General features: G+C 63.5%; 24 protein-coding genes. 18 read left to right on the forward strand and 6 right to left on the reverse strand.

Annotated features, from left to right (window positions below; genetic code table 11):
• The first annotated feature begins 15 nt into the window (after nucleotides 1-15).
• Complete coding sequence (locus tag M0D68_RS33655) at nucleotides 16-1,089, forward strand: TAXI family TRAP transporter solute-binding subunit (protein WP_266226605.1); 1,074 nt, start codon at nucleotides 16-18, stop codon at nucleotides 1,087-1,089.
• Nucleotides 1,090-1,111: 22 nt separating this feature from the next.
• Here the strand turns inward: M0D68_RS33655 and M0D68_RS33660 are convergent, their stop codons facing one another.
• A complete protein-coding gene (locus M0D68_RS33660; protein ID WP_200653747.1) occupies nucleotides 1,112-2,551 on the reverse strand; it encodes a PLP-dependent aminotransferase family protein in 1,440 nt (479 codons plus the stop codon).
• A 116-nt stretch (nucleotides 2,552-2,667) separates the two neighbouring features.
• Here M0D68_RS33660 and M0D68_RS33665 point away from each other — a divergent pair, with 116 nt between their 5' ends.
• Together M0D68_RS33665 and sapR are read left to right on the forward strand one after the other, a co-directional pair.
• Nucleotides 2,668-3,555 (forward strand): DMT family transporter, encoded by an 888-nt coding sequence (locus M0D68_RS33665; RefSeq protein WP_200619758.1) that lies wholly within the window; start codon nucleotides 2,668-2,670, stop codon nucleotides 3,553-3,555.
• 116 nt (nucleotides 3,556-3,671) lie between these two features.
• Nucleotides 3,672-4,565 (forward strand): sap1 transcriptional regulator SapR, encoded by an 894-nt coding sequence (sapR, locus tag M0D68_RS33670; protein ID WP_266226607.1) that lies wholly within the window; start codon nucleotides 3,672-3,674, stop codon nucleotides 4,563-4,565.
• 69 nt (nucleotides 4,566-4,634) lie between these two features.
• Here the strand turns inward: sapR and M0D68_RS33675 are convergent, their stop codons facing one another.
• The 4 genes from M0D68_RS33675 to M0D68_RS33690 are packed head-to-tail and all read right to left on the reverse strand — an operon-like array spanning nucleotide 4,635 to nucleotide 9,325.
• Nucleotides 4,635-5,375: an ABC transporter ATP-binding protein gene (locus M0D68_RS33675; RefSeq protein ID WP_266226608.1), complete on the reverse strand. Its 741-nt coding sequence runs from the start codon at nucleotides 5,373-5,375 to the stop codon at nucleotides 4,635-4,637.
• Nucleotides 5,376-5,393: 18 nt separating this feature from the next.
• Nucleotides 5,394-6,236 (reverse strand): ABC transporter ATP-binding protein, encoded by an 843-nt coding sequence (locus M0D68_RS33680; RefSeq protein ID WP_093638339.1) that lies wholly within the window; start codon nucleotides 6,234-6,236, stop codon nucleotides 5,394-5,396.
• A gap of 10 nt (nucleotides 6,237-6,246) precedes the next feature.
• The gene (locus tag M0D68_RS33685) at nucleotides 6,247-8,070 is read right to left on the reverse strand and encodes an ABC transporter permease (RefSeq protein ID WP_266226610.1); all 1,824 of its coding nucleotides are present in this window, start codon (nucleotides 8,068-8,070) and stop codon (nucleotides 6,247-6,249) included.
• 58 nt (nucleotides 8,071-8,128) lie between these two features.
• Nucleotides 8,129-9,325: an ABC transporter substrate-binding protein gene (locus M0D68_RS33690; RefSeq protein ID WP_266226611.1), complete on the reverse strand. Its 1,197-nt coding sequence runs from the start codon at nucleotides 9,323-9,325 to the stop codon at nucleotides 8,129-8,131.
• 350 nt (nucleotides 9,326-9,675) lie between these two features.
• Here M0D68_RS33690 and M0D68_RS33695 point away from each other — a divergent pair, with 350 nt between their 5' ends.
• The 12 genes from M0D68_RS33695 to M0D68_RS33750 all read left to right on the forward strand — a co-directional run bounded on the left by M0D68_RS33695 (nucleotide 9,676) and on the right by M0D68_RS33750 (nucleotide 21,327).
• Nucleotides 9,676-10,662 (forward strand): LysR family transcriptional regulator, encoded by a 987-nt coding sequence (locus M0D68_RS33695; protein ID WP_200619764.1) that lies wholly within the window; start codon nucleotides 9,676-9,678, stop codon nucleotides 10,660-10,662.
• Nucleotides 10,659-12,149: an NAD(P)-binding domain-containing protein gene (locus M0D68_RS33700; RefSeq protein WP_266226613.1), complete on the forward strand. Its 1,491-nt coding sequence runs from the start codon at nucleotides 10,659-10,661 to the stop codon at nucleotides 12,147-12,149. The genes M0D68_RS33695 and M0D68_RS33700 overlap by 4 nt, the downstream gene beginning before the upstream one ends.
• Nucleotides 12,150-12,164: 15 nt before the next feature.
• A complete protein-coding gene (locus M0D68_RS33705) occupies nucleotides 12,165-12,707 on the forward strand; it encodes a CMD domain protein (RefSeq protein ID WP_093638322.1) in 543 nt (180 codons plus the stop codon).
• The gene (locus M0D68_RS33710) at nucleotides 12,704-13,315 is read left to right on the forward strand and encodes a peroxidase-related enzyme (protein ID WP_200619767.1); all 612 of its coding nucleotides are present in this window, start codon (nucleotides 12,704-12,706) and stop codon (nucleotides 13,313-13,315) included. Before M0D68_RS33705 ends, M0D68_RS33710 begins: the two co-directional genes overlap by 4 nt.
• 55 nt (nucleotides 13,316-13,370) lie before the next feature.
• Nucleotides 13,371-13,658, forward strand: coding sequence for a hypothetical protein (locus M0D68_RS33715; protein ID WP_266226615.1), 288 nt, complete (start codon nucleotides 13,371-13,373; stop codon nucleotides 13,656-13,658).
• Nucleotides 13,659-13,882: 224 nt separating this feature from the next.
• Entirely contained in the window at nucleotides 13,883-14,485 is a 603-nt protein-coding gene (locus tag M0D68_RS33720) for a GNAT family N-acetyltransferase (protein ID WP_266226617.1), read from the forward strand.
• Nucleotides 14,486-14,494: 9 nt separating this feature from the next.
• The gene (locus M0D68_RS33725) at nucleotides 14,495-15,361 is read left to right on the forward strand and encodes a MerR family transcriptional regulator (protein ID WP_093638310.1); all 867 of its coding nucleotides are present in this window, start codon (nucleotides 14,495-14,497) and stop codon (nucleotides 15,359-15,361) included.
• 209 nt (nucleotides 15,362-15,570) lie between these two features.
• Nucleotides 15,571-16,572 carry a sulfonate ABC transporter substrate-binding protein gene (locus tag M0D68_RS33730; protein WP_093638815.1) on the forward strand — a complete coding sequence of 334 codons (1,002 nt, stop codon included), beginning with the start codon at nucleotides 15,571-15,573 and terminating at the stop codon, nucleotides 16,570-16,572.
• 247 nt (nucleotides 16,573-16,819) lie between these two features.
• Nucleotides 16,820-18,424, forward strand: coding sequence for an NAD(P)/FAD-dependent oxidoreductase (locus M0D68_RS33735; RefSeq protein WP_266226620.1), 1,605 nt, complete (start codon nucleotides 16,820-16,822; stop codon nucleotides 18,422-18,424).
• 48 nt (nucleotides 18,425-18,472) lie between these two features.
• Nucleotides 18,473-19,381 carry an SDR family oxidoreductase gene (locus M0D68_RS33740; RefSeq protein ID WP_093638305.1) on the forward strand — a complete coding sequence of 303 codons (909 nt, stop codon included), beginning with the start codon at nucleotides 18,473-18,475 and terminating at the stop codon, nucleotides 19,379-19,381.
• A 78-nt stretch (nucleotides 19,382-19,459) separates the two neighbouring features.
• Nucleotides 19,460-20,341 (forward strand): metal-dependent hydrolase, encoded by an 882-nt coding sequence (locus M0D68_RS33745; RefSeq protein WP_054036549.1) that lies wholly within the window; start codon nucleotides 19,460-19,462, stop codon nucleotides 20,339-20,341.
• A complete protein-coding gene (locus tag M0D68_RS33750) occupies nucleotides 20,338-21,327 on the forward strand; it encodes an alpha/beta fold hydrolase (RefSeq protein ID WP_266226623.1) in 990 nt (329 codons plus the stop codon). Before M0D68_RS33745 ends, M0D68_RS33750 begins: the two co-directional genes overlap by 4 nt.
• Here the strand turns inward: M0D68_RS33750 and M0D68_RS33755 are convergent.
• Nucleotides 21,302-21,856: a putative glycolipid-binding domain-containing protein gene (locus M0D68_RS33755; protein WP_093638299.1), complete on the reverse strand. Its 555-nt coding sequence runs from the start codon at nucleotides 21,854-21,856 to the stop codon at nucleotides 21,302-21,304. The genes M0D68_RS33750 and M0D68_RS33755 overlap by 26 nt on opposite strands.
• A 261-nt stretch (nucleotides 21,857-22,117) precedes the next feature.
• Here M0D68_RS33755 and M0D68_RS33760 point away from each other — a divergent pair, with 261 nt between their 5' ends.
• From M0D68_RS33760 to M0D68_RS33770, 3 genes are all read left to right on the forward strand, one after another.
• A complete protein-coding gene (locus M0D68_RS33760; protein ID WP_093638296.1) occupies nucleotides 22,118-23,062 on the forward strand; it encodes an urea transporter in 945 nt (314 codons plus the stop codon).
• A gap of 131 nt (nucleotides 23,063-23,193) precedes the next feature.
• Nucleotides 23,194-23,970: a class II aldolase/adducin family protein gene (locus M0D68_RS33765; protein WP_093638293.1), complete on the forward strand. Its 777-nt coding sequence runs from the start codon at nucleotides 23,194-23,196 to the stop codon at nucleotides 23,968-23,970.
• Nucleotides 23,852-24,199: a 4-oxalocrotonate tautomerase gene (locus M0D68_RS33770; RefSeq protein WP_266226624.1), complete on the forward strand. Its 348-nt coding sequence runs from the start codon at nucleotides 23,852-23,854 to the stop codon at nucleotides 24,197-24,199. Before M0D68_RS33765 ends, M0D68_RS33770 begins: the two co-directional genes overlap by 119 nt.
• Nucleotides 24,200-24,548 lie beyond the last annotated feature (349 nt).

Raw genomic sequence — 24,548 nt, forward strand, 5'->3', positions numbered from 1 at the left:
ATAGGTAGATAGACCATGCTGAAGAAACTTCTGACGGGATGGCTGGGGCTGGCGCTGATGATCGTGTCTTCGTTTGCAAGCGCGGAGGCTGCGCACTACAAGATCGTCACCGGTCCGGAACGCGGCACGTATATTCAGATCGGCCAGGATCTGTCGAAGTGGGTGGCGCAGCCGGCCGGCATCGACCTGGAAGTGATGGCGTCGAAGGGTTCGGCTGAGAACGTGCAGCGCATGCGCTTCGAGCCGGGCGTGAAGCTCGCGCTAGTGCAGTCCGATGTGTATCAGGCCTACATCGACATGGCCAACGCGGGCAATGCCGACGCGGGTACGACAATCCGGCCGCTACGGCTCATCATGCCGCTCTACGACGAGGAAATTAACGTCGTGGTGCGCGCGGACTCGCCGATGAAAACCTTCGCCGACATCAAGGACAAGAGCATCAGCGTGGGCCTGCTCGGCAGCGGCACCGCTCAAACGGCCACGACGCTCTATCACCTGATGTTCGGACAGGCGATTCCCGAGCAGAACGTCCAGCACCTGAGCAACGAAGACGCGCTGGCCGCATTGATCGTCAAGAAGGTGGACGTGGCGATCATCGTGGTCGGGCAGCCGGCGAAACTGTTCAACGACATGAATCCCGAGCTGCTGCAACAGATTCGCCCGCTGAAGGTTGATCCCAACGCGCCCGAAACCACCCGTGCAAAGCAGACGTATTTCCCCACGACACTCCGCGCGACCAGTTATCCGAACTGGCTGAAGGAAGATGTCCCCACGCTGACGGTCAAGGCCTTCCTCGTCACTTACGATTACGGTCTGCGCGATACCGTCGGCAATCTGAATCACTTTGCGGACTCGCTGTGCGCCAACTTCGACAATCTGCAAGAGCATGGGCATCCGAAGTGGAAGCAGGTGAAGCTCGAATTGCCACCTCTCGTGCGCGGATGGAAATACTACGGGCCGGTGGAAAAACATCTGCGCGCGTGTCTCGCGAACAAGAGCGCGGGGATCAGCGCGGCGGCCGCGCAAGCTGCGCAGAAACCACGCTCTTCCTGCACGGATCAGGAGCGTCTGCTCTTGCTGTGTAAATAACGTTGCGTGGCGAGGCGCGCGTTCAGGCGTGCGCCTTCGATGCAGCCGACACGTCCATCGCCCGTTGCAGCGCCTCGTACACCTTCGGCCGGTTGCATTGCGACACGTTAAAGCGCAAAAAGCCGGCCGCCGATTGCGACGCGCTGAACACATTGCCCGGCGCGAACACCACACTCTCGGCTAATGCGTGACGCGCGATATCGGCGGCGTCGAGCGCATCGGGCAAACGCGCCCACACGAATATCCCACCGCGTGGCCGCGTCCACACTTCAAGGCCGGCATAGCCCAGCCGTCTGATCGTCTCCCCCATGGCGTCCGCGAGCTTCGCGCGCATCGATTCCAGATGCCGCCGGTAGGTGCCATCCACCAGCAAACGATGCACGACGCTCGCCGCAAGCTGACCGTTGCCGAACGTGGTGGCCAGCTTCAGATCGACGAGCGGTTCGATCCATTCGCTGCGCGCCGCGATGTAGCCGCAGCGCACGGCCGCGGACAAGGTCTTCGAAAAGCTGCCGATCGAGACGACCCGCGCGAGACCGTCGAACGCCGCAAGGCGCGGCGCGGGTTCGTCTTCGAAGTCAGCAAAGATATCGTCTTCAATGATCAGCAGATTGTGCTCACCCGCCAGTTTCAGCAGCCGATGCGCAATGGCCGGCGCCAGCGTCGCGCCGGTCGGATTGTGGATCGCGGAATTGGTCACGTAGAGCCGCGGGCGGTGCTCGATCAGCGCCCGCTCGAATGCCGCCAGATCCGGACCGGACGGCGTATAAGGCACACCGACGATGCGGACGCGATGCGCGCGCAGCAGCGCCTGGAAGTTGAAGTAGCAGGGATCGTCGATCAGGACCGTGTCGCCGGGTTCGAGCAGAAAGCGGCAGACGAGATCGAGCGCGTGCGTGCCGCCGTCGGTCAGCACGATCTGCTCGGGCGGCGCGTCCACGCCGTGCTGTGCAAGCCGCCAGGCGAGTTGCTGGCGGAGCGCGGGCAGACCGAGCGGGCTCGCATAGTCGGCGAGCGGCGACTGCGGATCGCGCGCCACGGCACGCAACGCGCGGCGCACGCCGTCTTCCGGCAGCCATGAAGGCGGCATCCACCCGCAGCCCGGCTTGAACACCTTCGCACCGGCCTCCAGCGACTGCCGCGTGAGCCACAGCGGATCGACCTCGCGATCCAGCCGCGGCCCGAGATCGGCGAGCGCAAGCGGGGGCGCATGGCCGGACACGAAAAAGCCGGAACCACGCCGCGCCACGATCACCCCTTCCGCGACCAGCCGGTCGTACGCTTCTACCACGGTCGACTTCGACACGCCGAGCGTCTCCGTCATCACGCGGATCGAGGGCACGCGCGCCCCCGGCATCAACGAACGGCTTGCGATGCGCTCTCGCAAGCTGTCCATCACCGTGCCGACCCGCGTGCCGGCTGGCGCGCCCGAGGCCGCCCGGTTGGTATCGCTTTCCGCCATCTGTACTGCTCCATGTTCGGTACAGTTTGTACGAATTGTACTGATCCGTAGCTTACCCTTTGCAGCGCGAAAGCGGATGCTGTAGGTTCCATTTTCAATGCGCATGGACTCTTTCGATGGACAAGACAACGAACGGCTGGGTGAGCGGCATGGTGGGCGTGTTGATTTTCAGCGGCTCGCTACCCGCCACCCGCATCGCCGTACAAGGCTTCGATCCGGTGTTTCTGACGATGGCCCGCGCGACCATCGCGGGCACGTTGGGTCTGTTGCTTCTGCTCGTGTTTCGCGAGGCTCGGCCCGCGAAGCGCGACCTCGTCCCGCTGGTGATCGTCGCGCTCGGCGTGGTGGTCGGCTTTCCGCTCCTGACCGCCCTCGCGCTGCGCCACGTGAGCGCCGCGCACGCCGTGGTGTTCGTCGGGCTGCTCCCGCTATCCACCGCGATCTTCGGCGTGCTGCGCGGCGGCGAGCGCCCGCAGCCGGCGTTCTGGCTGTTCTCGGCGCTCGGCAGCGGCGCGGTGGTCGCGTTCGCCTTGCGCCACGGCCTCGACGCGTCGCCACTCGGCGATGCGCTGATGCTCGCGGCGATCGTCGTCTGCGGCCTGGGTTATGCCGAAGGCGCGCGGCTGTCGCGCCATCTCGGCGGCTGGCAGGTGATTTCGTGGGCACTGGTGCTGTCGCTGCCGGTGATGCTGCCGCTCGCTTGGTGGGCGCGGCCTGCATCGTTTGAAGGGGTGAGCCATGCGGCGCTGTGGGGGCTCGCGTACGTGTCGCTTTTCAGCATGCTGATCGGCTTCGTGTTCTGGTATCGCGGACTGGCGCTCGGCGGCATCGCGGGGGTCGGGCAACTGCAATTGCTGCAGCCGTTCTTCGGCCTGCTGCTCGCCGGTTTGCTGCTGCACGAACAGGTGCCGCTCGCGATGGTCCTGGTGACCGTCGTGGTGGTCGCGTGTGTAGCCGGCGCGCGGCACTTCTCGCGGAGCGCGCCTGTGCGGCCGGCCGTCTGACCGGTGTCTCGCCCGCGTGTGCGTGCGTTCCCTGATTTTGGGACCGCGCAGGCTCGACTGTCGGATGAATATGTCATCATCTCGATAATCGATCCACCACTCGCGCCGCGACTACGATGCCGACCGCATTTGCACAAACCGTCGAAGCCCGCTTTGCCGAACTCACGCCCACCTCCAAGCGCGTTGCCAGTTACATGCTGGCGAATCTCGACCGGCTCGGCCTCGAAAACGCCGACCAGATTGCCCAGCAAGCCGGCACCAGCGGCATCTCCGTGGGCCGGTTCTTGCGCAGCATCGGCTACCAGAACCTGGATGACCTGAAGCGCGAGCTGCGCGGCGCTCAGGAGCGCCCGTGGCTGATCACCGACCGGCTCGACGCATTTCGCCGCACCGCCGGCCAGCACGACGAAGCCGCACCGGCCGCAAGCGGGCCTGATATTGCCAACCCCGCTCTCGCCCACTCGCTCGAACTCGAAATCGGCGCGATCCAGCATGTCTACCAGCTTGCGCAATCGCCGGTGTTTGCCCGCGTGGCCGAACGCATTTCGAACGCTGACGCCGTGTATATCCTCGGCATTCAGTCCACGCGCGGCATCAGCAACGCGTTCTACAGCTACCTGGAGTACATCCGTCCACGCGTGTTCTATTCGGACGGCATGTCGGGCTCCTATGTCGATTCGCTGAACTCCGAGTTCAAGTCACCGTATCTGATCGTCACCGATACGCGCGCCTATTCGATGATCGCGCGCCGCTATTGCGAGGCGGCCACGCGCCGTGGGCTACCCTTTGCGCTCGTCACCGATATTTACTGTCCGTGGGCGCGCGAATTCGATGGTGATCTTTTGCAGGTGAAGACCGATGTCGGTCAGTTCTGGGACTCGCTGGCGCCGCTCACGTGCCTGTTCAATCTGCTGATTTCGGCGATTGTCGAACGGCTCGGCCCGGGCATCGACGAGCGCGTGGCACGCAACCGCGAACTGCAAAGCGAATTCGACCAGTTCGACCTTTGAGGCCGCGTTTGCGGAAAGCCACGTGATTGACGATCGGCTTACCGGCGGCCTCCGCGCTTCGCAATCGGATCAGGACGCGGTCGTCGCCGCGGCTTCCCCACCGAGATACGCATCACGTATCCGCTCATCACCGAGCAGGGACTCCGCCGTGCCTTCGAGCACGACACGGCCGGTCTGCAACACGTAGCCGTAATGCGCGATTTCCAGCGCGAGGCTGGCGTTCTGCTCGACCATGAAGAACGTCACGCCCTGTTGGTTGATCGTGTCGATCAGCTCAAGCACCTTATCGACGTAGAGCGGCGACAAACCCATCGTGGGTTCGTCCATGCAGATCAGTTTCGGCCGGCTCATCAGCGCGCGCGCCATGGCCAGCATCTGCTGTTCGCCACCCGAAAGCGTGCCCGCCTTTTGCGCCAGGCGCTCTTTCACGCGGGGGAAAAGGCCCAGCACGCGCTCATAGTCTTCGTCGATCGCAACACGGTCGCGCCGCGTGTATGCGCCCATCAGCAGATTCTCACGCACCGTCATGTCGCCGAACAGCCGCCGCGCCTCGGGTACGGACCCAACACCGCGCCGTACGATCTGCGGCGTACTGAGTCCTGTGATCGCCTCACCTTCGAACGTGATGCTGCCGGAGCGCGGCTTGTGCAGACCGAGAATCAGCTTCATGGTGGTCGATTTGCCGCTCGCGTTGCCGCCGAGCAAACTCACGATCTGCCCGCGCCGCACTTGAAAATTGACGTCGAAATGCACCTGCACGGGACCGTAAAACGTCTCGATGTGTTCGAGTTTCAGTAGAGCGTCGCTCATCGTCGATGTTCCAGAAGTTCAGGCCGCGACGCGCACAGCCGCCGCGCCGCCGACATTGCGATGCCCCAGATACGCCTCGATCACACGCGGATCGTTGCGCACGTCGCGCGGCAACCCTTCAGCGATTTTCCCGCCGTTGTCGAGCACGATCACGCGATCCGATAGCCGCATCACCATGTCGAGCTTGTGTTCGATTAGCAGAATGGTCAGCCCGCGCGCTTTCAGTTGCTGGATCAGCACCAGCATCTCGGCGGTTTCGGATTCATTCATGCCAGCCGTCGGCTCGTCGAGCAGCAGGATGCGCGGATGCAAGGCAAGCGCGCGGGCGATCTCGACGCGTCGGCGGTTCGCATACGACAGGCTGTGCGCCGGATGATCGATACGCGGCGCGAGGCGCTCGCCAAACCCGGCGATGATCTCGCGCACTTCGTCGCGTAACGCCGCGTCTTCACGCCGGATCGAAGCGGGCCCGATCAGTGCACGCGCGACTTCGGCAATAGCGCCGACAATCGGCCAGCCCGTACGGGTAGCGCGCAAGCGTGCATGCGCGCCGATCAGCACGTTGTCGAGCACGCTCAGATTACCGAATACGCGGCCATGTTGAAACGTGCGAGCAAGTCCGAGCGCGGCGAGCTTTTCCGGCCGCACGCCGGTGATGTCACGGCCGTCGAATTGCACGCTGCCCGCGTCTGGCGTATCGAGCCCGGTGATCAGATTGAACAGCGTCGACTTGCCCGCGCCGTTCGGCCCGATCACGCTGACGAGTTCGCCTTCCGCAATCGAAAGATCGACGCCGTTCACCGCGGTCAATCCACCGAAGCGCCGTGTCACGCCGCGCACGTCGAGAAGGGTCTGTGTCATGTGCGCTCCGTCATGCCGTTCCCAGCAAACCCTGCGGCCTGAACCGCACCAGCAGCAGCAACACCAGGCCGTAGATCAACATCCGATAGTCGGCCGCCCAGCGGAAAATCTCCGGCAGGCCGATCAGCGCGACCGCGCCGACAATGCCGCCCAGCACGTTACCGAGGCCACCGAGAATCACCATCGTCAAGGCGAGGATGGAGACTTGCGAATCGAAGGTCTGGTTGTTGATGTAGCTATACAGATGCGCCGCAATCCCGCCGCTGATGCCGGCCGCCAGCCCGCCGAACGCAAACGCGATCGCCTTGTAGCGGTTCGGGCGAATGCCGTGTGAGCGCGCGGCGACCTCGTCTTCGCGAATAGCGCGCAGCGTGCGGCCCAGATGCGAGCCCAACAGCCGCGTTTGCAAGAGCGCCAGCACGATCAGCACGCCGAGCGCGAACCAGTAAATCGCGCGAGCGCTGGCGGGCGTCCAGCCGAACGCCGACAACGGCGCAATGCCTGCGATGCCGAGCGGGCCACGCGTCAAACTATCCCAGTTGAGGATCACGAGACTCACCACTTCGCCGATGCCGAGCGTCGCAATCGACACGTAGTGACCGCGCAAACGGAACGCCGGATAAACCAGCAGCGTACCGAGCGCGGCGGTAATCAGTCCGGCGCAGAAGATCGTCACGACGGGTGACCAGCCGAGATTCGTCGACAGTAACGCGGACGCATACGCGCCGATCACCAGCAACGCGGCATGGCCAAGCGAAATCTGCCCAACCGTACCCGCTACCAGCGTCAGACTCAACGCCAACATTCCGTATAGCCAGGCATTGGTGAGCGTTTGCAGGAGATAGGACGAACTGGCGACGAACGGCAGCGCAACCGCAGCCAGCGCCAGCGCAATCACCACGGCACGCGGCACTTTCACCGCTTTGCCCGCCGACAGGAACGTGCCCGTCATCGGCTCGGGCGGCAAACGGCGGCTGCCGCTAAAGAGTCCATTGGGACGCCACACCAGAAACAGCAACAGCAAAACGAACGCGAACAGATCGCGGTAACTGGTGCCGAAGATCGCCACGCCATAACTCTCGACCAGACCCAGCAGCAGGCTGCCGACAATCGCGCCCGGCACGTTGCCCAGACCGCCGATCAGCAACGCCACCACGCCTTTGAGCGTAGCCTGGAAACCCATCGCCGGATCGATGCTGTTGTAGTACATGCCGACCAGCAAGCCGCTCACACCGCCGAGCGCGCACGCAATCGCAAACACCGCCTGATTGACGCCGTTGACGTTGACGCCCATCTGCTGCGCCGCGTCCCGGTCCTGCGCAGTGGCGCGTACGGCCCAACCGAGACGCGTGAAACGCAGGAACACATAGAGCACGGCAGCCGCCGTCACGCCGATGCCTGCGATCAGCAGATCCAGCGAACCGATCGTTGCGCCGCCGAGGCGAAAGTGCCAATCAGGCAGCGTGCTCGGCACCGGCCGCGGATCGGCGCCGAACAGCAACTGCGCGCACTGATCGAGCACGAAGCTGATACCGATCGTCGCGAGTAGCGGCGCGATGCGTGCCGCGCCCTGCAGCGGCCGCAAGCCAATGCGCTCGATCGCGATGCCCAGCAGCCCGCAGCCGACCACCACCGCCAGCAAGGCCAGCGGCAACGGCAAACCGAGCCGCGTCAGGCACAGCCAGCCGATGAAGCTGCCGATCATGTACACCGAGCCGTGCGCAAAGTTGATCAGATGCGACACGCCGAAAATCAGCGCGAGGCCAACCGCCAGCAATGCATAGATATTGCCGACGATCAGTCCGTTGATCGTGTAGTCGAGCCATGAAGCCATAGCATTCAGATCCGGTGAGAAGCAGACACGTGAGCGTTGCTTGTGCGTTGCCCAGGCGTTATTTGGAAGCGATCTGCGGCTTAGCACCGTCCCATTGCGTGAACTGATTGTCTTTGACGACCAGGTACACGCTGCGCGCGCCGGCCACCCGGCGCGTCTGTGGATCGAACTGCACCTTGCCGAAGATCAGGCTCGGTACGTCCTTGATCTGCTTCAGGCCGTCGTGCACTGCCTGACGGGTCACGCCGTAGCGGCGCATGACTTCCGCCGAGACGATCATCGCGTCGTAAGCACGCGCGGCGAAGGTATCGGGCTCGCCGTTGTACTTCGCGCGATAACGCTGCACGAAGTCCTGCACTTCTGGCCGCTTGTCGCCGGGGAAGAAATTGGATTCGGTGAATACGCCGTTCACGGCCTCGCCGCCGAGTTCAAGAAACTTCGGCGAATAGACCGAGCCCACTGCCGCGATCGGTTGCGTCAAACCCGACGAACGCGCCTGGCGCACGATTTGCGCTCCATCCGCGTAGTACGAGATCAGCACGAGCGAATCGGGCTTCGCTTCGTTCACGCGCACCAGCGTCGCGCGGAAATCCTTTTCGGTCGGCTGATAGCCCTCCGCCGCGACAACCTGTGCGCCATCCTGCGTGGCCGCTTTCGCGAAAATGTCCTTGCTGGTGCGGCCCCAGTCGGTATTCAGATAGAGCACGGCGATACGCTTGAAGCCGAGCTCTTTCGTCGCGTAGTGCGCGAGCAGCGGTTGCTCTTCGGCTTGACTCAGTGCAGTGCTCCACATGTAGTCGCCACCCTTGGTGAAGTCGGGGTGCGAATTGGTGAAGCCGAATTGCACGAGTTGTGCCCGCTGATAAATCGGCGAAGCAGCCATCGAGGTCGTGCTAGACAGGTCACCCAGCTCCAGCAGAATGCGCGGATCGCCGACGAACTTCTGCGCGATCGACACGGCCTGGCGCGGGTCGCCACGGCTGTCCTCGAAGTCATAGGCAAGCGGGCGGCCCTTGATGCCGCCCTGGCTGTTGATCTGCTCCAGCGCGAGATCGAAGCCGCGCTTCCACTGCGTGCCGTATTGCGCGTCCTGTCCGGTCAGCGGTCCGCTCACGCCGATGAGATACGGCTCGCCCGTTGCGGCGCCGGCGTAGGCCGGCGAGGTTGCTGCGATGCCCACTACTGCTGCGAGCACCGGCAGCGTTTTCAGCCAGCGTGACCAGTTGGTCCGCGACGATTTGGATTCGTGTTTCATGTTTGCCCCGCCTGTCAGCTTCAAAGTGGGGCCATGTAACCACGGTGAATTCCGGCGAACCAACGAAGTTTTGGGAATATGGTTATCACGTTGGAGAGGATGCCTCCGCTCGCTCGCGGCAACGCAACGAACCCGTGTTCACGCTCATGCGCAGGCACACCGTGGTATCTCATTGACGCAACTGACTTTTCTCTCTTCCGACACGCGCCATATGAAACAAAATCCGCGGCGCCGCGCCCTCGCCCGCGAATCCGCTTCGCATTTTTTCGGCTGTCGATATCGGAATTCATTATATAAATCCCGCATTCAGACGACCCTACAATGCGCAGACCGAATTGCCAGGGCGAGTCATGGAGCTGCATCAACTCGAAGCATTTTCGGCGGTTATGTCCGCCGGCAGCATCACCGGTGCGGGACGTTTGCTCGAACGCTCGCAGCCGGCCGTCACGCGTCAGATTCAGGAGCTCGAGGCGGATCTCGGCTATGCGCTGTTCAATCGCAACGGTCCGCGTGTGACGCCGACGCATCGCGCATTTCTGCTTTACGAAGAAGTCGAGCGTTCGCTGATCGGGCTGAAGACCATCGAGCAACGGGCACGCGCCATCGGCCTCGACGAAGCGGAACCATTGCGCGTGGCGGCCACGCCCGCGCTGGCGGCGTCGATCGTGCCGCCTGCCATTGCCTCGTTGCCACCGCTCGGCCATGCGCCGCAATTCCAGTTACGCAGTTTGTCGGCGGAACACGTCGTGCATGAAGTCCTGACTCGTACCGCGGATATCGGTCTGGTGACGCTGCCGATCGGGCATGCGGGACTCGACATCCACTGGATCGCCGAAGCGCCCTGCGTGGCGCTCGTGCAGAGCGGCGATCCGCTAGCCACGCAGCCGAGCATTGCGCTGCGCGATCTGGCGGACCGGCGCATCGTCACCGTGGCGAACCGCTTTCGGTTGCGGCATCGGATCGACGCAGCGTTCGCGGCTGCGCGCATTTCCGCTGACGTGTTTCTCGAAACCAATGCCTCGCTAAACGCAGTGATGGCTGCTCGCGCGGGCGCCGGTGTCGCGATCGTGGATCCGGCCACGGGCCTCGGTCTGTCGATCGAAGGCGTGACGGCACGGCCGCTCGATTGCGCGATCCCGTTCTTCTTCGGAGTCGTGACGCCCGCAGGCAAACCACGCCGCGCGGCCGTCGACGCATTGCTGCGATCCATCGAACACGCGACCCGCGAGCTGCTCGAAGGCGTTGTGCTACATCCCGCCCAGCAACACGATGCACTGCTACAGCGCGAAACCCGCGTCTCCCGTGCCCGCACCAAACACCCGGAACACACAGCATGAATCGCCTTGCCGCACTCGAAGCCCGCTTGCGTGAAGATCTGCGCTGGCTGGAATTGCCCGCGTCCTCATGGGTCCCGCCGCGTTTCGCCGGTGCTCAACGCGTGCTCGATGTCGCCGTGATCGGCGGCGGCATGGCGGGGCTCGCTGCGGCGGCGGAACTGCGCTGGCTCGGCATCGACAATCTGCAGGTGTTCGACCGCGCGCCGTCAGGACGCGAAGGTCCATGGGTATCGTTCGCGCGAATGGAAACGCTGCGCTCGCCCAAGCAACTCACGGGGCCCGCCCTGCGCATGCCGGCCCTCACGTTTCGCGCGTGGTACGAAGCGCAATTCGACAGCGCTGCGTGGGATGCGCTCTACAAGATTCCGCGAACGCAGTGGATGGACTATTTGCGCTGGTATCGCGAGGTGCTCGATCTTCCGGTGCAAAACGACACCACGTTGACCTCGCTACGTCCTCGCGACGATGGCCTGCTTGAACTCGATCTCGCTGATGCGAGCGGGCAGCGCACGGTGCTCGCGCGGCATGTCGTGCTCGCCACCGGACGCGACGGTTTGGGCGGTCCGTCGGTACCTGGTATCGCCAATACGATTGCGCACCGCTACTGGGCGCACTCCGCGGATGCAATCGATTTCGCCGCATTGACCGGCAAGCGTGTCGGTGTCGTCGGCGCGGGTGCGTCCGCCTTCGACAATGCCGCGACCGCGCTCGAAACGGGTACGGCCAGCGTCGATCTGTTTATCCGCCGTGACGATATTCCGCGCGTAAACAAGCTGACGGGCATCGGCAGTCCGGGGCTCGTGCATGGTTTCGCCGATCTCGACGATGCGTCCAAATGGCGTTTCCTGCATTACGCACAGACCGAGCAAACACCACCGCCAAGAGACAGCGTGCTGCGGGTTTCACGCCACGAGGGCGCACGCTTTCACGTCGGCAGCCCAATTGTTGCACTCGATGAACGCGACGGCGCGCTCGCGGTAACGACGCCGAAAGGCCACTACGTGGTCGACTTTCTGATCTTCGCGACCGGCTTTCATTCGGATATCGCCACGCGCGCCGAATTCGCGCCGTTCGCCCGCTTTGTGCGGCGCTGGAAAGACCGCTATCAAGCGGACCCGGCGTTGCCTTCGTACGAACTGGCCGAGTCGCCGGATCTCGGCGCCGCGTTCGCGTTTCAGGAGCGCGAGCCCGGCACGTGTGCCGCGCTGACGCAGATCCATTGCTTCAATCATGCCGCGAGCCTCAGCCACGGCAAGCTCTCCGGCGACATCCCCGCGATCAGCGATGGCGCACAGCGTCTGGCGCGCGGCATCGCAAGCCGCCTGTTCGACGCGGATCGCGAGCGGCACTATCAGGCGCTGCTCGCCTTCGATACGGCTGAGCTGCGCGGGGACGAATGGAGCGATGCGGATGCATCGTCCGACACTTCGCGCGCTCGCCTGCAAGCAGAGAACGCAGCTGAAAACACCGCTGAAAACACCGATTAACCCGCCGGAGCAGACATGACCGACCTCGCTTCACCGACTCAAGCCGCAACGCCCTCTGGCGCTGACACCATCGACACCCTCGCTGGTCTGCAAGCCGGCAGCGCGCTCGCCGCGATCCGCCACGCGCGCGACAAAGTCGCGCTGCACACGCAACGCAGCGAAGACGCGTTGTTCGATCCAGCGTTGCCCGACTTATCGCTGCAGGAGCGTTTGTTTGCCGCGTGGTATGCCGCGCGCCTTTCGCTCGCCAACGACCTCGCCGATGCCTACGCAGCGAAGCTCATCGCCCTTGGCGCACAGCCGACCACATTCGACGCAATCGAAGCAGGCACGCTCGACGCCGCCACCGACGCTCGCCTGATCGCGATCCTCTCGCACGTCAAACTGCTGACGATCAAGCCAGTCGAAGCACGCCCCGAGCATCTGCAAACGCTGCAGCAGGCCGGCATCACGACACGCGGCATCGTCGCGTTGTCGCAACTGATTGCGTTCGTCACTTATCAACTACGCGTGGTAGCGGGCCTGAAGGCATTGCGGGCCGCACAGGAGGCAGCATGAGTCAGGTGAACACCAGTGCATCGCGGGTTGATCCGTTCAACGGCTTCACCTTCGATACGCTCGGCTGGCGCGCGTGGCTCGACACGGTCAGCCTCGCCGGCGCCACACTGGAGCAGATCGCCGTGCTCGAAGAGAGCCACCCGCACGCCAAGACCTCCGACTACTATCTGCTGCTGGTCCAACAGGCGGAAATTCTGCGGCAGCGCTCCGGGGTCTTCAACGCGATCATGTATGCGCCAGGCGGCCTGCCGCGCGCCGAGCGCGAACTCGCCAGCACCGTGGTGTCGCGCGTGAACGGCTGCGTGTATTGCGCTTCGGTGCATGCGCAACGATTCGGTCAGCTCGCGAAGCGGACCGACGCGATCGAACAGGTTTTTGAAGATCCGTCGAGTGCAGGCACGACGGAGCGCGAGCGCGCGATCATCCAGTACGCGATCGAACTGACCGACCACCCTGAAAACGTTGACGCCGCCGCCATCAAGCGGCTCGAAGCCAACGGCCTGACGCAGGCGGAGATTCTCGACCTGACTCACGCTATCGCGATCTTCGCGTGGGCCAACCGGCTGATGCTCACGCTTGGAGAACCCGTGTTTCCGCAAGCCGAATAGGTCACCGGTCGCATTGCGGTATCCTCACGGGCTCGTTCAGAAGGAGTATGCATTCATGAAGTTTTCGATTTGCGTGGCGGTTGCCGCCCTGACGCTGTCCGCCACCGCGTACGCGCAAACCTCGCAAACCTTTCGCTTCGGCGAAGGCCAGAGCTCGCTGCCGTCCGGCAACGCCCATCCGGCGCCCGCGCCCGGCGCCCAGGCCCAACAGCCGCAACCGGTGCAGGCCCAGCCACAACCGCAACCGGCGGAACAGGCTCCGGCCAAGCCGAAGCACAAGGCAAAGCATCACCGGCATCATCGCGGGCATGTGACGCAGCCGGATACTTACTCGCATAACTGATCGGCGAAACGCATGCCACGTGCATGCGTCTTCACGACGAAAATCCGTAGCGCCCGGCGCAGCCGCATGGCCGGGCGCTGCGCGCCATCCCTCGATCACGCCGCTCACCTATGCATACGCGGATACTGCCTATAGGTCGCGGCGATTTTTGACTCGCTTCAAATTCTCGCCCGCGGCGGGCATAGTGAAACGTATCCTCAGACTCATCGCCGACAGGACCACGTATGAGCACGACCCGCCCCGCGCCCTCCACGCCCCATTCAGCCGACTCCACTGCCACCCCGCTGTCCACCGCGCCCTTGATCCGCGATGCCACCGAAGCCGATCTGCCCGCGATCCAGGCGATCTACGCGCACCATGTACTGACCGGCGTCGCATCGTTCGAAGAGATCCCGCCTTCCGTCGACGACCTGCGCACGCGGCTCGCGTCGGTGCGTAGTCACGGGCTGCCTTACATGGTGGCCGAGATCGACGGCGAAGTCGCCGGTTACTGCTACGCGACGCCGTACCGACCGCGCCCCGCCTATCGCAACACGATCGAAGATTCGATCTATGTGAACGACGCCTATCGCGGGCGCGGCCTGGGGCGCGTGCTATTGCAGGCGCTGATCGAGCGCTGCGAAACCGGACCGTGGCGGCAAATGGTTGCCGTGATCGCCGACGGCGGCAGCGGCGGTTCGCTGTCTTTGCATACGCAGTTAGGCTTCGAATTGACCGGCACGTTGAAGGCGGTCGGCTTCAAACACGGCCGGTGGCTCGACACCACGCTGATGCAGCGAACGTTGGGCGTGGGCGATTCGACCGTGCCGGATGACGTGGCGCGTTAAAATCCCCTCATGCCCAAAACGCCGCCCCCCATTTCGCCCTCGTCCGACGCCCCGAGCGTCCCGGCAAGCGCCACGCCGCGCAACGAATACACGGTCGACGAACTCGCGCGCGTGAGCGACACCACCGTGCGCAACGTGCGCGCCTATCAGGATCGCGGCCTGCTCGAGCCGCCGGAAAAGCGCGGCCGCGTCGGCGTGTATGACGACACGCATGTCTCGCGTCTGAAGCTGATCAACCATCTGCTCACGCGCGGCTACACGCTCGCGAACATCCAGGATCTGATCATGGCCGTCGACGAAGGCCATGATCTGCGCTCGATCCTCGGTCTCGAAACCGCGATCGGCAGCCGCTGGTCGCGCGAACGGCCGAAAAAATACTCGCTGCTCGAACTGCTGCAAATGTTCGGCGACAAAGCCTCGCCGAGCGCCTTGGGCAAAGCGGTCGACCTGGGTTTGCTGGAGCGCGACGGCCTCTCCTTCGTGTCCGGCAGCCCAACGGCGCTGGCCGCCGGCGCGACCATGGCCAAGGAAGGCATTCCGCTTGCCGACCTGCTCGACGCCGTGGGTATCGCGAGGCCCCATTTCAATGCGGTCGCCAAGGCGTTGGTCGATCTGGTGGTCCGTCAACTGGATCGCTATGACGCCGACGCCCTGCCGCCGCCCGCCGATGTGCCCGCCCTGGTCGACGCGATCTGGCGTGTGCGGCCGCTGGCGATGGTGCTGGTGGAAAGCGAAATGAACCGTGCACTGGAAGAAGCCTCCGGCGATTATCTCGGCGACCGCGTCGCGGCGATCATGGAAAAGAAGCTGGGTCACGCGCCCGAAAGCACGGCAGCCGAGCGCGCCGCGGCAAAGAAAGATAAACCCAGGAAATAGCGTTGCACGCGGCCATTTGCTTTGATTTGCTTTGGCTAGCGGTGCTGTTCGCGTGCGGGGCGAGCGCCTTCCCTCCCGCGCGCGAGCAGGCGCTTTCATACCCCGGCTGTTCGCGCGCGCGTCATATTCAAATCTGCATTGCTTCGTTTGATCGGCGGGACGTCCATGCGACGATCTTCGACTAATCGAACGCAATGGAGATTCGCAGCATGTCCCGTCATACCCGTATTTCGCTACACGTCGCCGCTGCGTTGCTGGCGGCGCTCACCACATTCAACGCGACCGCGCAGAGCACCAGTAATGGCAACGGCAGCGAGCCGGCCAACGTGCTGCGTATCGGCTATCAAAAGTCGGGCTTACTCGCGATCCTCAAGGCGCAAGGCTCGCTCGACGAAAAGCTCAAGCCGCTCGGCTATAGCATCAAGTGGTTCGAATTCCCGGCCGGCCCGCAACTGCTCGAAGCGCTGAACGCGAACAGCGTCGACTTCGGCTATACCGGCGCGCCGCCGCCCGTGTTCGCGCAGGCCGGTGGCGTGCGCTTCGTGTATGTCGGCGCGGAGCCGTCAGGGCGTCATGCCGAGGCGATTCTGGTCAGAAGCGATTCCGCGCTGCATAGCGTGGCGGAATTGAAGGGCAAGCGCGTCGCGCTGCAGAAGGGTTCCAGCGCGAACTATCTGCTGCTCGAAGCGCTGAAGAAAGCCGGCCTGCGTTACGAAGACGTTCGCCCGGTGTATCTGGCGCCCGCCGATGCGCGCGCCGCCTTCGAAAGCGGCACCGTCGATGCATGGGCGATCTGGGACCCTTACTACGCGGCCGCACAACAGACGCTGAAGGCTCGTACGCTGGTCGATTATGCCGAGCTCAATAGCCCCAATAATTTCTACGAGGCGACGCGCGACTTCGCGCAGCAGCATCCGGATGTGATCGGTGCGATTCTTGGACAGTTGCGCACCACCGGCCTATGGGTGAATGACCATCCGGTGGAAACTGCTGCGCTGATCGCGCCGAAGGTCGGCCTCGATCAGAAGCTGGTCGAAACCTGGGTGCGCCGTTATCCGTACGGCACCACCGCCGTGACCGACGAGATCGTGCGCTCACAGCAGGTTGTCGCGGATGCGTTTTACGGCGCGCATCTGATTCCGCAAAAAATCACGGTGAAGGACAACGTCTGGCAGAACCGCGACGTGACTGCAGCGCTGGCCGCGAAGTGAAGCGGCAGCGGGGTGGAGCGTTGCCGGGCTGCACGCCTTGCGCATAGGCACTGTAGCCTGGAATAGCGGACCGGCGGGTCCGTTTTTTTACGCCTGATGTCCTTATCTTTATTTCACATTGCGGGAAAACCTGCGGCCGGTCTTAGAGACAAGGGTCTAACAGCCGACTTGCGTCATCCGTTGACAGTCTCTATTGTTACATCAATCAATGTAACAGTTAAGAGCCAACAACAAGGAGACGGATCGGATGAACGCACGCATGATGCCCCCCGACGACGCGGCGCCCAACGCATCCGCGTCCGTCGATACCGATATCGCCATCATCGGATCCGGCTTTGCCGGCCTTGGCATGGCGATCCGGCTGCGGCAAGCCGGCATGACCGATTTCATCATCGCCGAGAAGGCCGATTCGGTCGGCGGCACCTGGCGCGACAACCACTACCCCGGTTGTGCCTGCGACGTGCAATCCCACGTCTATTCGTTCTCCTTCGCCCCGAATCCGCGCTGGACCCGCATGTTCGCGCGTCAGCCAGAAATTCGCGCCTATCTGGAAGATTGCACGCAACGCTTCGGCATCCAGCGTCATCTGCGCTTCGGCCATGAACTGGCCTCCGCGATCTACGACGAAACCCGCCACCGCTGGCAACTGACGTTCGCGAACGGCCAGCAATGGTCGGCGCGCGTGCTGATTTCGGGGATGGGCGGACTGTCACGCGCGGCCCTGCCGAACATTCCCGGCATCGAGAAATTCAAGGGTAAGGCGTTCCACTCGCAGCACTGGGACCACACGTATCCGCTCGAAGGCAAACGCGTCGCGGTGATCGGCACCGGTGCGAGCGCGATCCAGTTCGTGCCGCAGATCGCGCCGCGCGTCTCGCATCTGAACCTGTTCCAGCGCACGCCGCCGTGGATCATGCCCAAGGCCGACCGCGCGGTGAAACCGTTCGAACAATGGTTGTTCAAGCACCTGCCGTTCACGCAGAAGATCATGCGTTCGGCGCTGTACTGCATGCTCGAATCGCGCGCCTTCGGTTTTGCGATTCATCCTTCGCTGATGAAGACCGCACAAAAAGTCGCGGAGCGGCATCTGCGCCGCCAGGTGCCCGATCCGCAACTGCGCGCCACGCTCACGCCGAACTACACGATGGGCTGCAAGCGCATCCTGATCTCGAACGACTACTTCCCGGCGCTGTCGCGTCAGAACGTGTCGGTGACGACTACCGGCATCGCTCGCGTCGAAGAAGATGCGGTGATCACGACCGACGGCGCGCGTCATCCGGCCGATTGCCTGATCTTCGGCACCGGCTTTCAGGTGGCCGACCCATTTCCGGCGGGCGTGGTGCGCGGCCGTGGTGGCATCGATATCGTCGATACGTGGCGCGATGGCGCGCATGCGTATCTCGGTACGACACTGCCTGGTTATCCGAACTTCTTCATGATCGTCGGCCCGAACACTGGCCTCGGTCACAACTCGATGGTGTTCATGATCGAGTCGCAGGTCGAATACGTGCTGCGCGCGCTGAAGACGATGAACGCGGAACGCGCCGGTGCGATCGAAGTGCGCCCGCATGTCGAGCGCGCCTACAACGAACAGATCCAGCAGAAACTCGGCCGCGCAATCTGGTCGACGGGCGGCTGCAAGAGTTGGTATCTCGATCCGAAGACCGGCAAGAACACCACGCTGTGGCCAGGATTCGCCTACAAATTCCGCCAGGCGACCAGCACCTTCAGCATGGGCGATTACCTCGCGTATTCGCCCGCGGTGCAGCCGGTGGGCGGCCACGCGGGCTCGCAGCAGCAACCCTTGCATGCACATGGCAATGCAGCCGCGACATCCGCCGAAGCAACCTGAAAAAACATAACGACAAGGCACCGTTCAGAGAGGACAGGAGATAAGCCAATGAAGAACTTCACCGACAGAGTGGCCGCGATCACCGGCGCAGGCTCAGGCATGGGCCGTTCGCTCGCGATCCGGCTGGCGCGCGAAGGCTGCCACCTTGCGCTCGCCGATCGCAATGCCGCGAGCCTCGCCGAAACCGCGCAGCTCGCACAGGCCGCCGCGCCGCATATCGTCGGCTCGCCGCTGCGTATCACTACGCGTGTGCTCGACGTGTCGGACCGCGCTGCAATGTTCGAATGGGCCGCTGAAACGGCCGCGCAGCATCAGCGCGTGAACCTCGTGTTCAACAACGCGGGCGTGGCATTGTCGAGCACCATCGAAGGCATGGAGTACGCCGACCTGGAGTGGATCGTCAACATCAATTTCTGGGGCGTGGTGCACGGCACGAAGGCGTTTCTGCCTTATATCAAGGCGTCGGGCGAAGGACACATCGTCAATACGTCGAGCGTGTTCGGCCTCTTCTCGCAGCCCGGCATGAGCGGCTACAACGCAACTAAGTTCGCTGTGCGCGGCTTTACCGAAGCGTTGCGCCAGGAACTCGATCTGATGAAGTGCGGCGTGTCGGCTACCTGCGTGCACCCGGGCGGCATTCGCACGAGCATCGCGCAGTCGAGCCGGATCTCGTCGAACATGGTCGGCTTCATGCTGGAAAACGAACAACAAGGCAAGGACGATTTCGAGAAGTTTTTCATCACCACCGCCGACGAAGCCGCACGCGTGATTCTCGACGGTGTGCGCAAGAACAAGCGGCGCGTGCTGATCGGCCGCGATGCGCGCGCCGCCGACTGGCTGGCGCGTACGTTGCCGGCCGCCTATCAGGCGCTGGTCGTGATGCAGACGCGCCGCATGAAACGCATTGCGGAAAAGCGCGCACGCCGCGCCGCGCAAGTGGACGGCCGGCGTGCGTGACGCACCGCCTGACGGCGTGCAGCACGCAATGCAATCCACACGATCAACAGGACATAAAGGAAAACAGGGAGAATGGCCATGATGCCGGTTCGCCGCGACCTCCGCTTCAACTTACCGCCCGAACGCGCCTCGGATTGGCACGTGCAGGGCTCGCATGTGACACACTTCTTCAATGCGCTTTCGCTGCTCTTCCCTGCCGGCGAGCGTTTCTTCATGGACAGCGTGCGCAACTACCGCGACCAGATCGACGACCCGGTGCTGAAAAAGCAGGTGCTCGGCTTCATCGGCCAGGAAGCGATGCATACGCGCGAGCACATCGAATACAACGATCTGTTGCAAGAAGCGGGTTTGCCCGCGCATAAGCTCGACAAGCGGCTGTGGGCGATTCTCAACTTCGGCCGCAAGATCCTGCCGCATTCGTATCAACTCGCGGTCACGGTCTGCCTCGAGCATTACACGGCGATGCTGGCGGGCCTGCTGCTGGAGGACGCATCGCGAATCGGCGGTTCGGTCGAAGGCTATACGCAGATGTGGACGTGGCATGCGCTCGAAGAAACCGAACACAAGTCGGTTTCGTACGACGTGTGGAATACGGTGCTGAAGCCCGGCCTCGGACGCTATCTGCTGCGCACTGGCACGATGCTCGCCACGACGCTGACCTTCTGGCTGATCGTGTTCGACTTCCACGTGCGTCTGCTAGTCGCCGATCGCAAACGCGGCGGCCATATCCGCGGCATGTGGCGCGTCGTGAAGTATCTGTACGGCCCGCGTCATGGCGTGTTTCCGCGTATTGCCGGCGAATGGCTGAGTTTCTTCCGGCCGGGTTTCCATCCGTGGGATCACGACAATCGCGCGCAACTGTCGCGCATTGACGGCCTAATCGCCGCGGTGGACGCCACCAACGCCGCCACGCCGAGCGCACGTAAAGCCGCACGACGCGGCGTGCAGGCGGCCGCGTGATACGCGACACGCTGTCGGTCCAGCCCGGCGACGTGCGTCTCGCGGTCTACGTGAGTGGACCGCGAGACGCGCCGCCGATCGTGCTGGTGCACGGTTATCCGGATTCGGCGGCGGTGTGGGAGCCAGTGCGCGCGCAACTCGACGCGCGCTACCGCGTCATCAGCTATGACGTGCGCGGCGCAGGGGCATCTGACGCACCCGGGTCACGCGCGGCTTACCGGCTCGAACGGTTGGCCGCCGATCTCGCGGCCGTCGCCGATGCAACGTGCGGCGCGCGACCGTTTCACCTGGTCGGCCACGACTGGGGTTCCATTCAAAGTTGGGAAGCGGTCACTGATCCGGCCTTCAAAGGCCGCATTGCGTCGTACACATCGATCTCAGGGCCGTGCCTGGATCATGCGTCTTTCGGCTTACGCGGCGTTAGCGCTGGTGATGATGCTGGTGCTGGTGCCGATCGTGCGGAACAGTCCAATGCGCATCAGACAGCCAAGCGCCCGTTCGGCAGCGGCCTTCGGCAAACACTCAAATCCTGGTACATCTTCTTCTTTCACCTGCCGTTGCTGCCGGAGCTGGTATGGCGCGCGGGCGGCGCACGCACGTGGCCGTTATGGCTGCGCCTGACCGAACGGGTACGCCCTGAACGCGATCCTGCGCAGATGCGTAACGCGATCAACGGTCTGAATCTTTATCGCGCCAATTTCATCGACAAGTTGCTGCACCCGCGTGCGCGCCATGCGCATGCGCCAGTGCAATTCATCGTGCCGCTGCGCGATCGCTACGTCGGGCCCGAGCTCTCCATTGGACTCGAAGGCTGGCTCGGTCCGTATAGCCGCACCGAAATCGATGCCGGGCATTGGGTCGTATTGCGCGAACCCGAGCGTATCGCGGCAGGCATCGAGCGCTTTGTCGAGCAGCACCGGGCACTGCAAGCAGACAACGGCGGCCCCGGCGCCTCGTCGGTCACCGGTCGCGCGGCAGGCGTGTGAACAGCGTCGGATAGTCGATCACGAGGCCGTCTTCATCCACCGTCAGGTCCGCGGTGAAATTGCGGAAGATGCCCTCATAGCGATATACGCGATTCAATTCGATGCACGAATACGCCTGCCCGGCACGCGTGACCTCTAAATCCGGCGTCGAAATATAAGCCACGGAAATCGGCTGACGTTCGCCTTCGGCCAGTTGCAAACGGCGGATCGGCAACGTGTTCGTATAGGGCGTGGCGGCGATATCGATATCGATGCAGCCTTCAATCGCGCTCAGCACGAGGCCATGCCCGTCGTGCCAATGGCCGGCGCCGTCGCCGTGCAATTCCAGCTCAGCGCCGCCGACGATCTTCAGCCACGCATACGTGGTGCGCCATTGCGCATCGCAGCGCACCTTATAGTGCAGGCCATATTCCTTGCCGTAGCGCTGCCCGACCAGGACGCTTTCCACCGCAAAGCCGTCCGCGCGCGCGTCGAACACCAGATGTTCGAAGCCGTCGCCTTCTTCCGATGCCCACCTTAGTTCACGCATCAGCCTGTCTCCTTGTGGAACGGCGCGGCAAACGCGCCGGGTTTCTATCGTAGCGCGAAAATTTTCGGTTCGCCGACGCATCGTTTTCCGGCTTTCGGCTCTATCGTGCGCATGTGTCGCAAATAGCCACTATCAACGGCGGCGATGCCCGGCGCGGCGCCAGTAGCCTATGCTCGCGGTTTATTTTCAACCTGACCCGCTGCGCGTGCCTCACCGGCACGCGGCAAAGTCGCGCCGCATCGAATCCGCCGCCCTCAAACCATGCACGCCGCCGCAACCGAAGCACACTCCGCCGCCTTGCGCACCCTGCTGCGCAGTTTTGGCCAGATCGTGCTGCAACCGAACGCCTTCACCGGCGCGTGCCTGCTGGGCGCGTGGCTGCTATACGATCCACGTCTCGCTTGCGCGGCGCTGATCGGCGCGATCGCGGCCAACGTGAGCGCGGTGCTAGCCGGCTATCGCGAGGACGACACGCGCGCCGGCCTGCATGGCTTCAATGGCGCGCTGGCCGGTCTCGCCGCGTTCAGCTTCATCGCCGACAACGCGACGGCCGCCGCCGTGGCCATCCTGGCTGCGACAGGCACGGCATGGCTGCTGGAACCGTGGTCGCGCTGGTTGCGCGCGCGTGGTCTCGGCTATTTCTCGAGCCCCTGTTTGATCGTCACGTGGCTTTGGCTGCCGCTGGTGACACGTGTCGCTCAACAAGCAAGCCTCGCCACCGAACCCACGCTCAGCGCGGTGCAATTGAGCAGCGGCTTACTCGCTGGATTCGCGCAAACCGGCTTTGCGTCCGGCGCGTTGGCAGGCGTGCTCATATGGATCGGCATTGCGGCTGCGTCAAGACGGCACGCGTTGTGGGCGCTGGTCGGCGCGGGCCTCGCGAGCGTCATGCACCTGCTGCTCGGCGCGAGTGCAAGCTCGTTCGACGCAGGCCTGTTAGGATTCAACGGCGCGCTGACCGCGATCGCACTGACCGATTGCGGCATCGCGATGGCGCTCGGCGGTGTTGTGCTTTCGGTCGTGCTGCAGATGGCGGCTGCTTACTATGTGTTGCCGGCCATGACCGCGCCGTTCGTACTCTCGACGTGGAGCATGCGGTGGCTCACTGGCCGTTTTACGCAAGGTACGGCAGTGGCCGGAGCGGCGAAGCGTGTCGACTCCGGAAGGCGTGTCGCGTCGTCAGCATCGTTCAGGCGCCCGGGTTAGCACTGCGGGTTTGGGTTGAAGATTTGGGCCAAGGGCTTAAGCCTCAGGTTTGAGTGCAGATCCTGGCCGCGGGTTTAACCCACGGACCCAAGTCGCAACCACAGCTCATCAAGCAATCTCAGGAGACAGACATGTCGTTCACCCACACGCCCACTGGCCGCGTCGCCGAGGCGGAGCCAAGATCCGAAGCGGAACAGCAGACCCGCGTCGACCTGGCGGCCGCCTATCGCCTCGCAGCGCTCAACAGCTGGGACGATCTGGTCTACACGCATATCTCGGCCAGCGTTCCCGGCGAACCCGGTCACTTCCTGATCAACCCGTTCGGCCTCGCATTCGACGAAGTGTGCGCGTCGAACCTGGTGAAGATCGATATCGAAGGCAACATCGTCGGCGCGAGCGAGCATCCGGTCAACGCCACCGGCTTCGCGCTGCACGCCGCCGTACACGCGGCACGTGCCGATGCTTTCTGCGTGATGCATTTGCACAATACGGCAGGCGTGGCGGTTTCCGCACAACCGGCCGGCTTGCTGCCGGCGTCGCAACATGCGCTGCGTTTTTATGGCCACCTCGCGTATCACGATTACGAAGGCCTCGCCTTTACGCCGACCGAAGGCGAACGCCTCGTCGCGCATCTCGCCAACAAACCGGCCATGCTGTTGCGCAATCACGGCACGCTGACGGCCGGCCGCACCGTCGCCGAAGCCTATGTATTGATGGCGACGCTGATCAAGGCCTGCGAAATCCAGTTGCAGGCGCAAGCATGCGGTAGCGAACTTGTCGTGCCGGGCGATGCCGTCGCAGCACGCACAGCCGATCAACTGTACGACGGCGGTGCGATTGAAGGCGCGGTGGAATGGCCTGCGTTGCTACGCAAGCTCGATAGGCTCGATCGCACATACCGCGATTGAATTCACTTCTCAACATCACTCATCACGGATTCATGCAATGCCCACGTTTCGTATCGAACTCTTCGAAGGCCGCTCGCTGGAACAAAAACGCCAGTTCGTCGAAGCCATTACCAAAGCGACTTGCGAATCGCTCGGCGTCGAACCGAACTCGGTGGACATTATCCTGACCGACGTCAAACGCGAAAACTGGGCAACGGGTGGGCGTTTGTGGTCCGAACCGGACGCTTGATTGTCCGTATTGACCATCCAACGTCTTAATCCTGTCCGATTGTCACAACAGATTCGCGGCCTGTGAGCTGAAAAGCCGCCACTGGGTCTGTCCGTGGACAGTAGCGCGACACGGGGCGCTTCGCGACTGAACCGAAGTCCGTGCGCCATAGAAAATGCTGCGCGCGTTGCGCGCGCAGCAGGTACTTCTGGGTGACGCGTATATGAAACGCGTCGCCGTGGGGGGGGGGGCCCCCCCCCCCCCCCCCCCCCCCCCCAAAACCCCCGGGGGTGTTGGGACGCCCCCCCCCCACAAACCACCAGGACGGGGCCGCGCGCCGGGGGTGGGGGCGCCCCAAGGGGGCCGGGGG

It is taken from the genome of Paraburkholderia sp. SEWSISQ10-3 4 (genome assembly GCF_030464785.1).
Taxonomy (GTDB): domain Bacteria; phylum Pseudomonadota; class Gammaproteobacteria; order Burkholderiales; family Burkholderiaceae; genus Paraburkholderia; species Paraburkholderia aspalathi.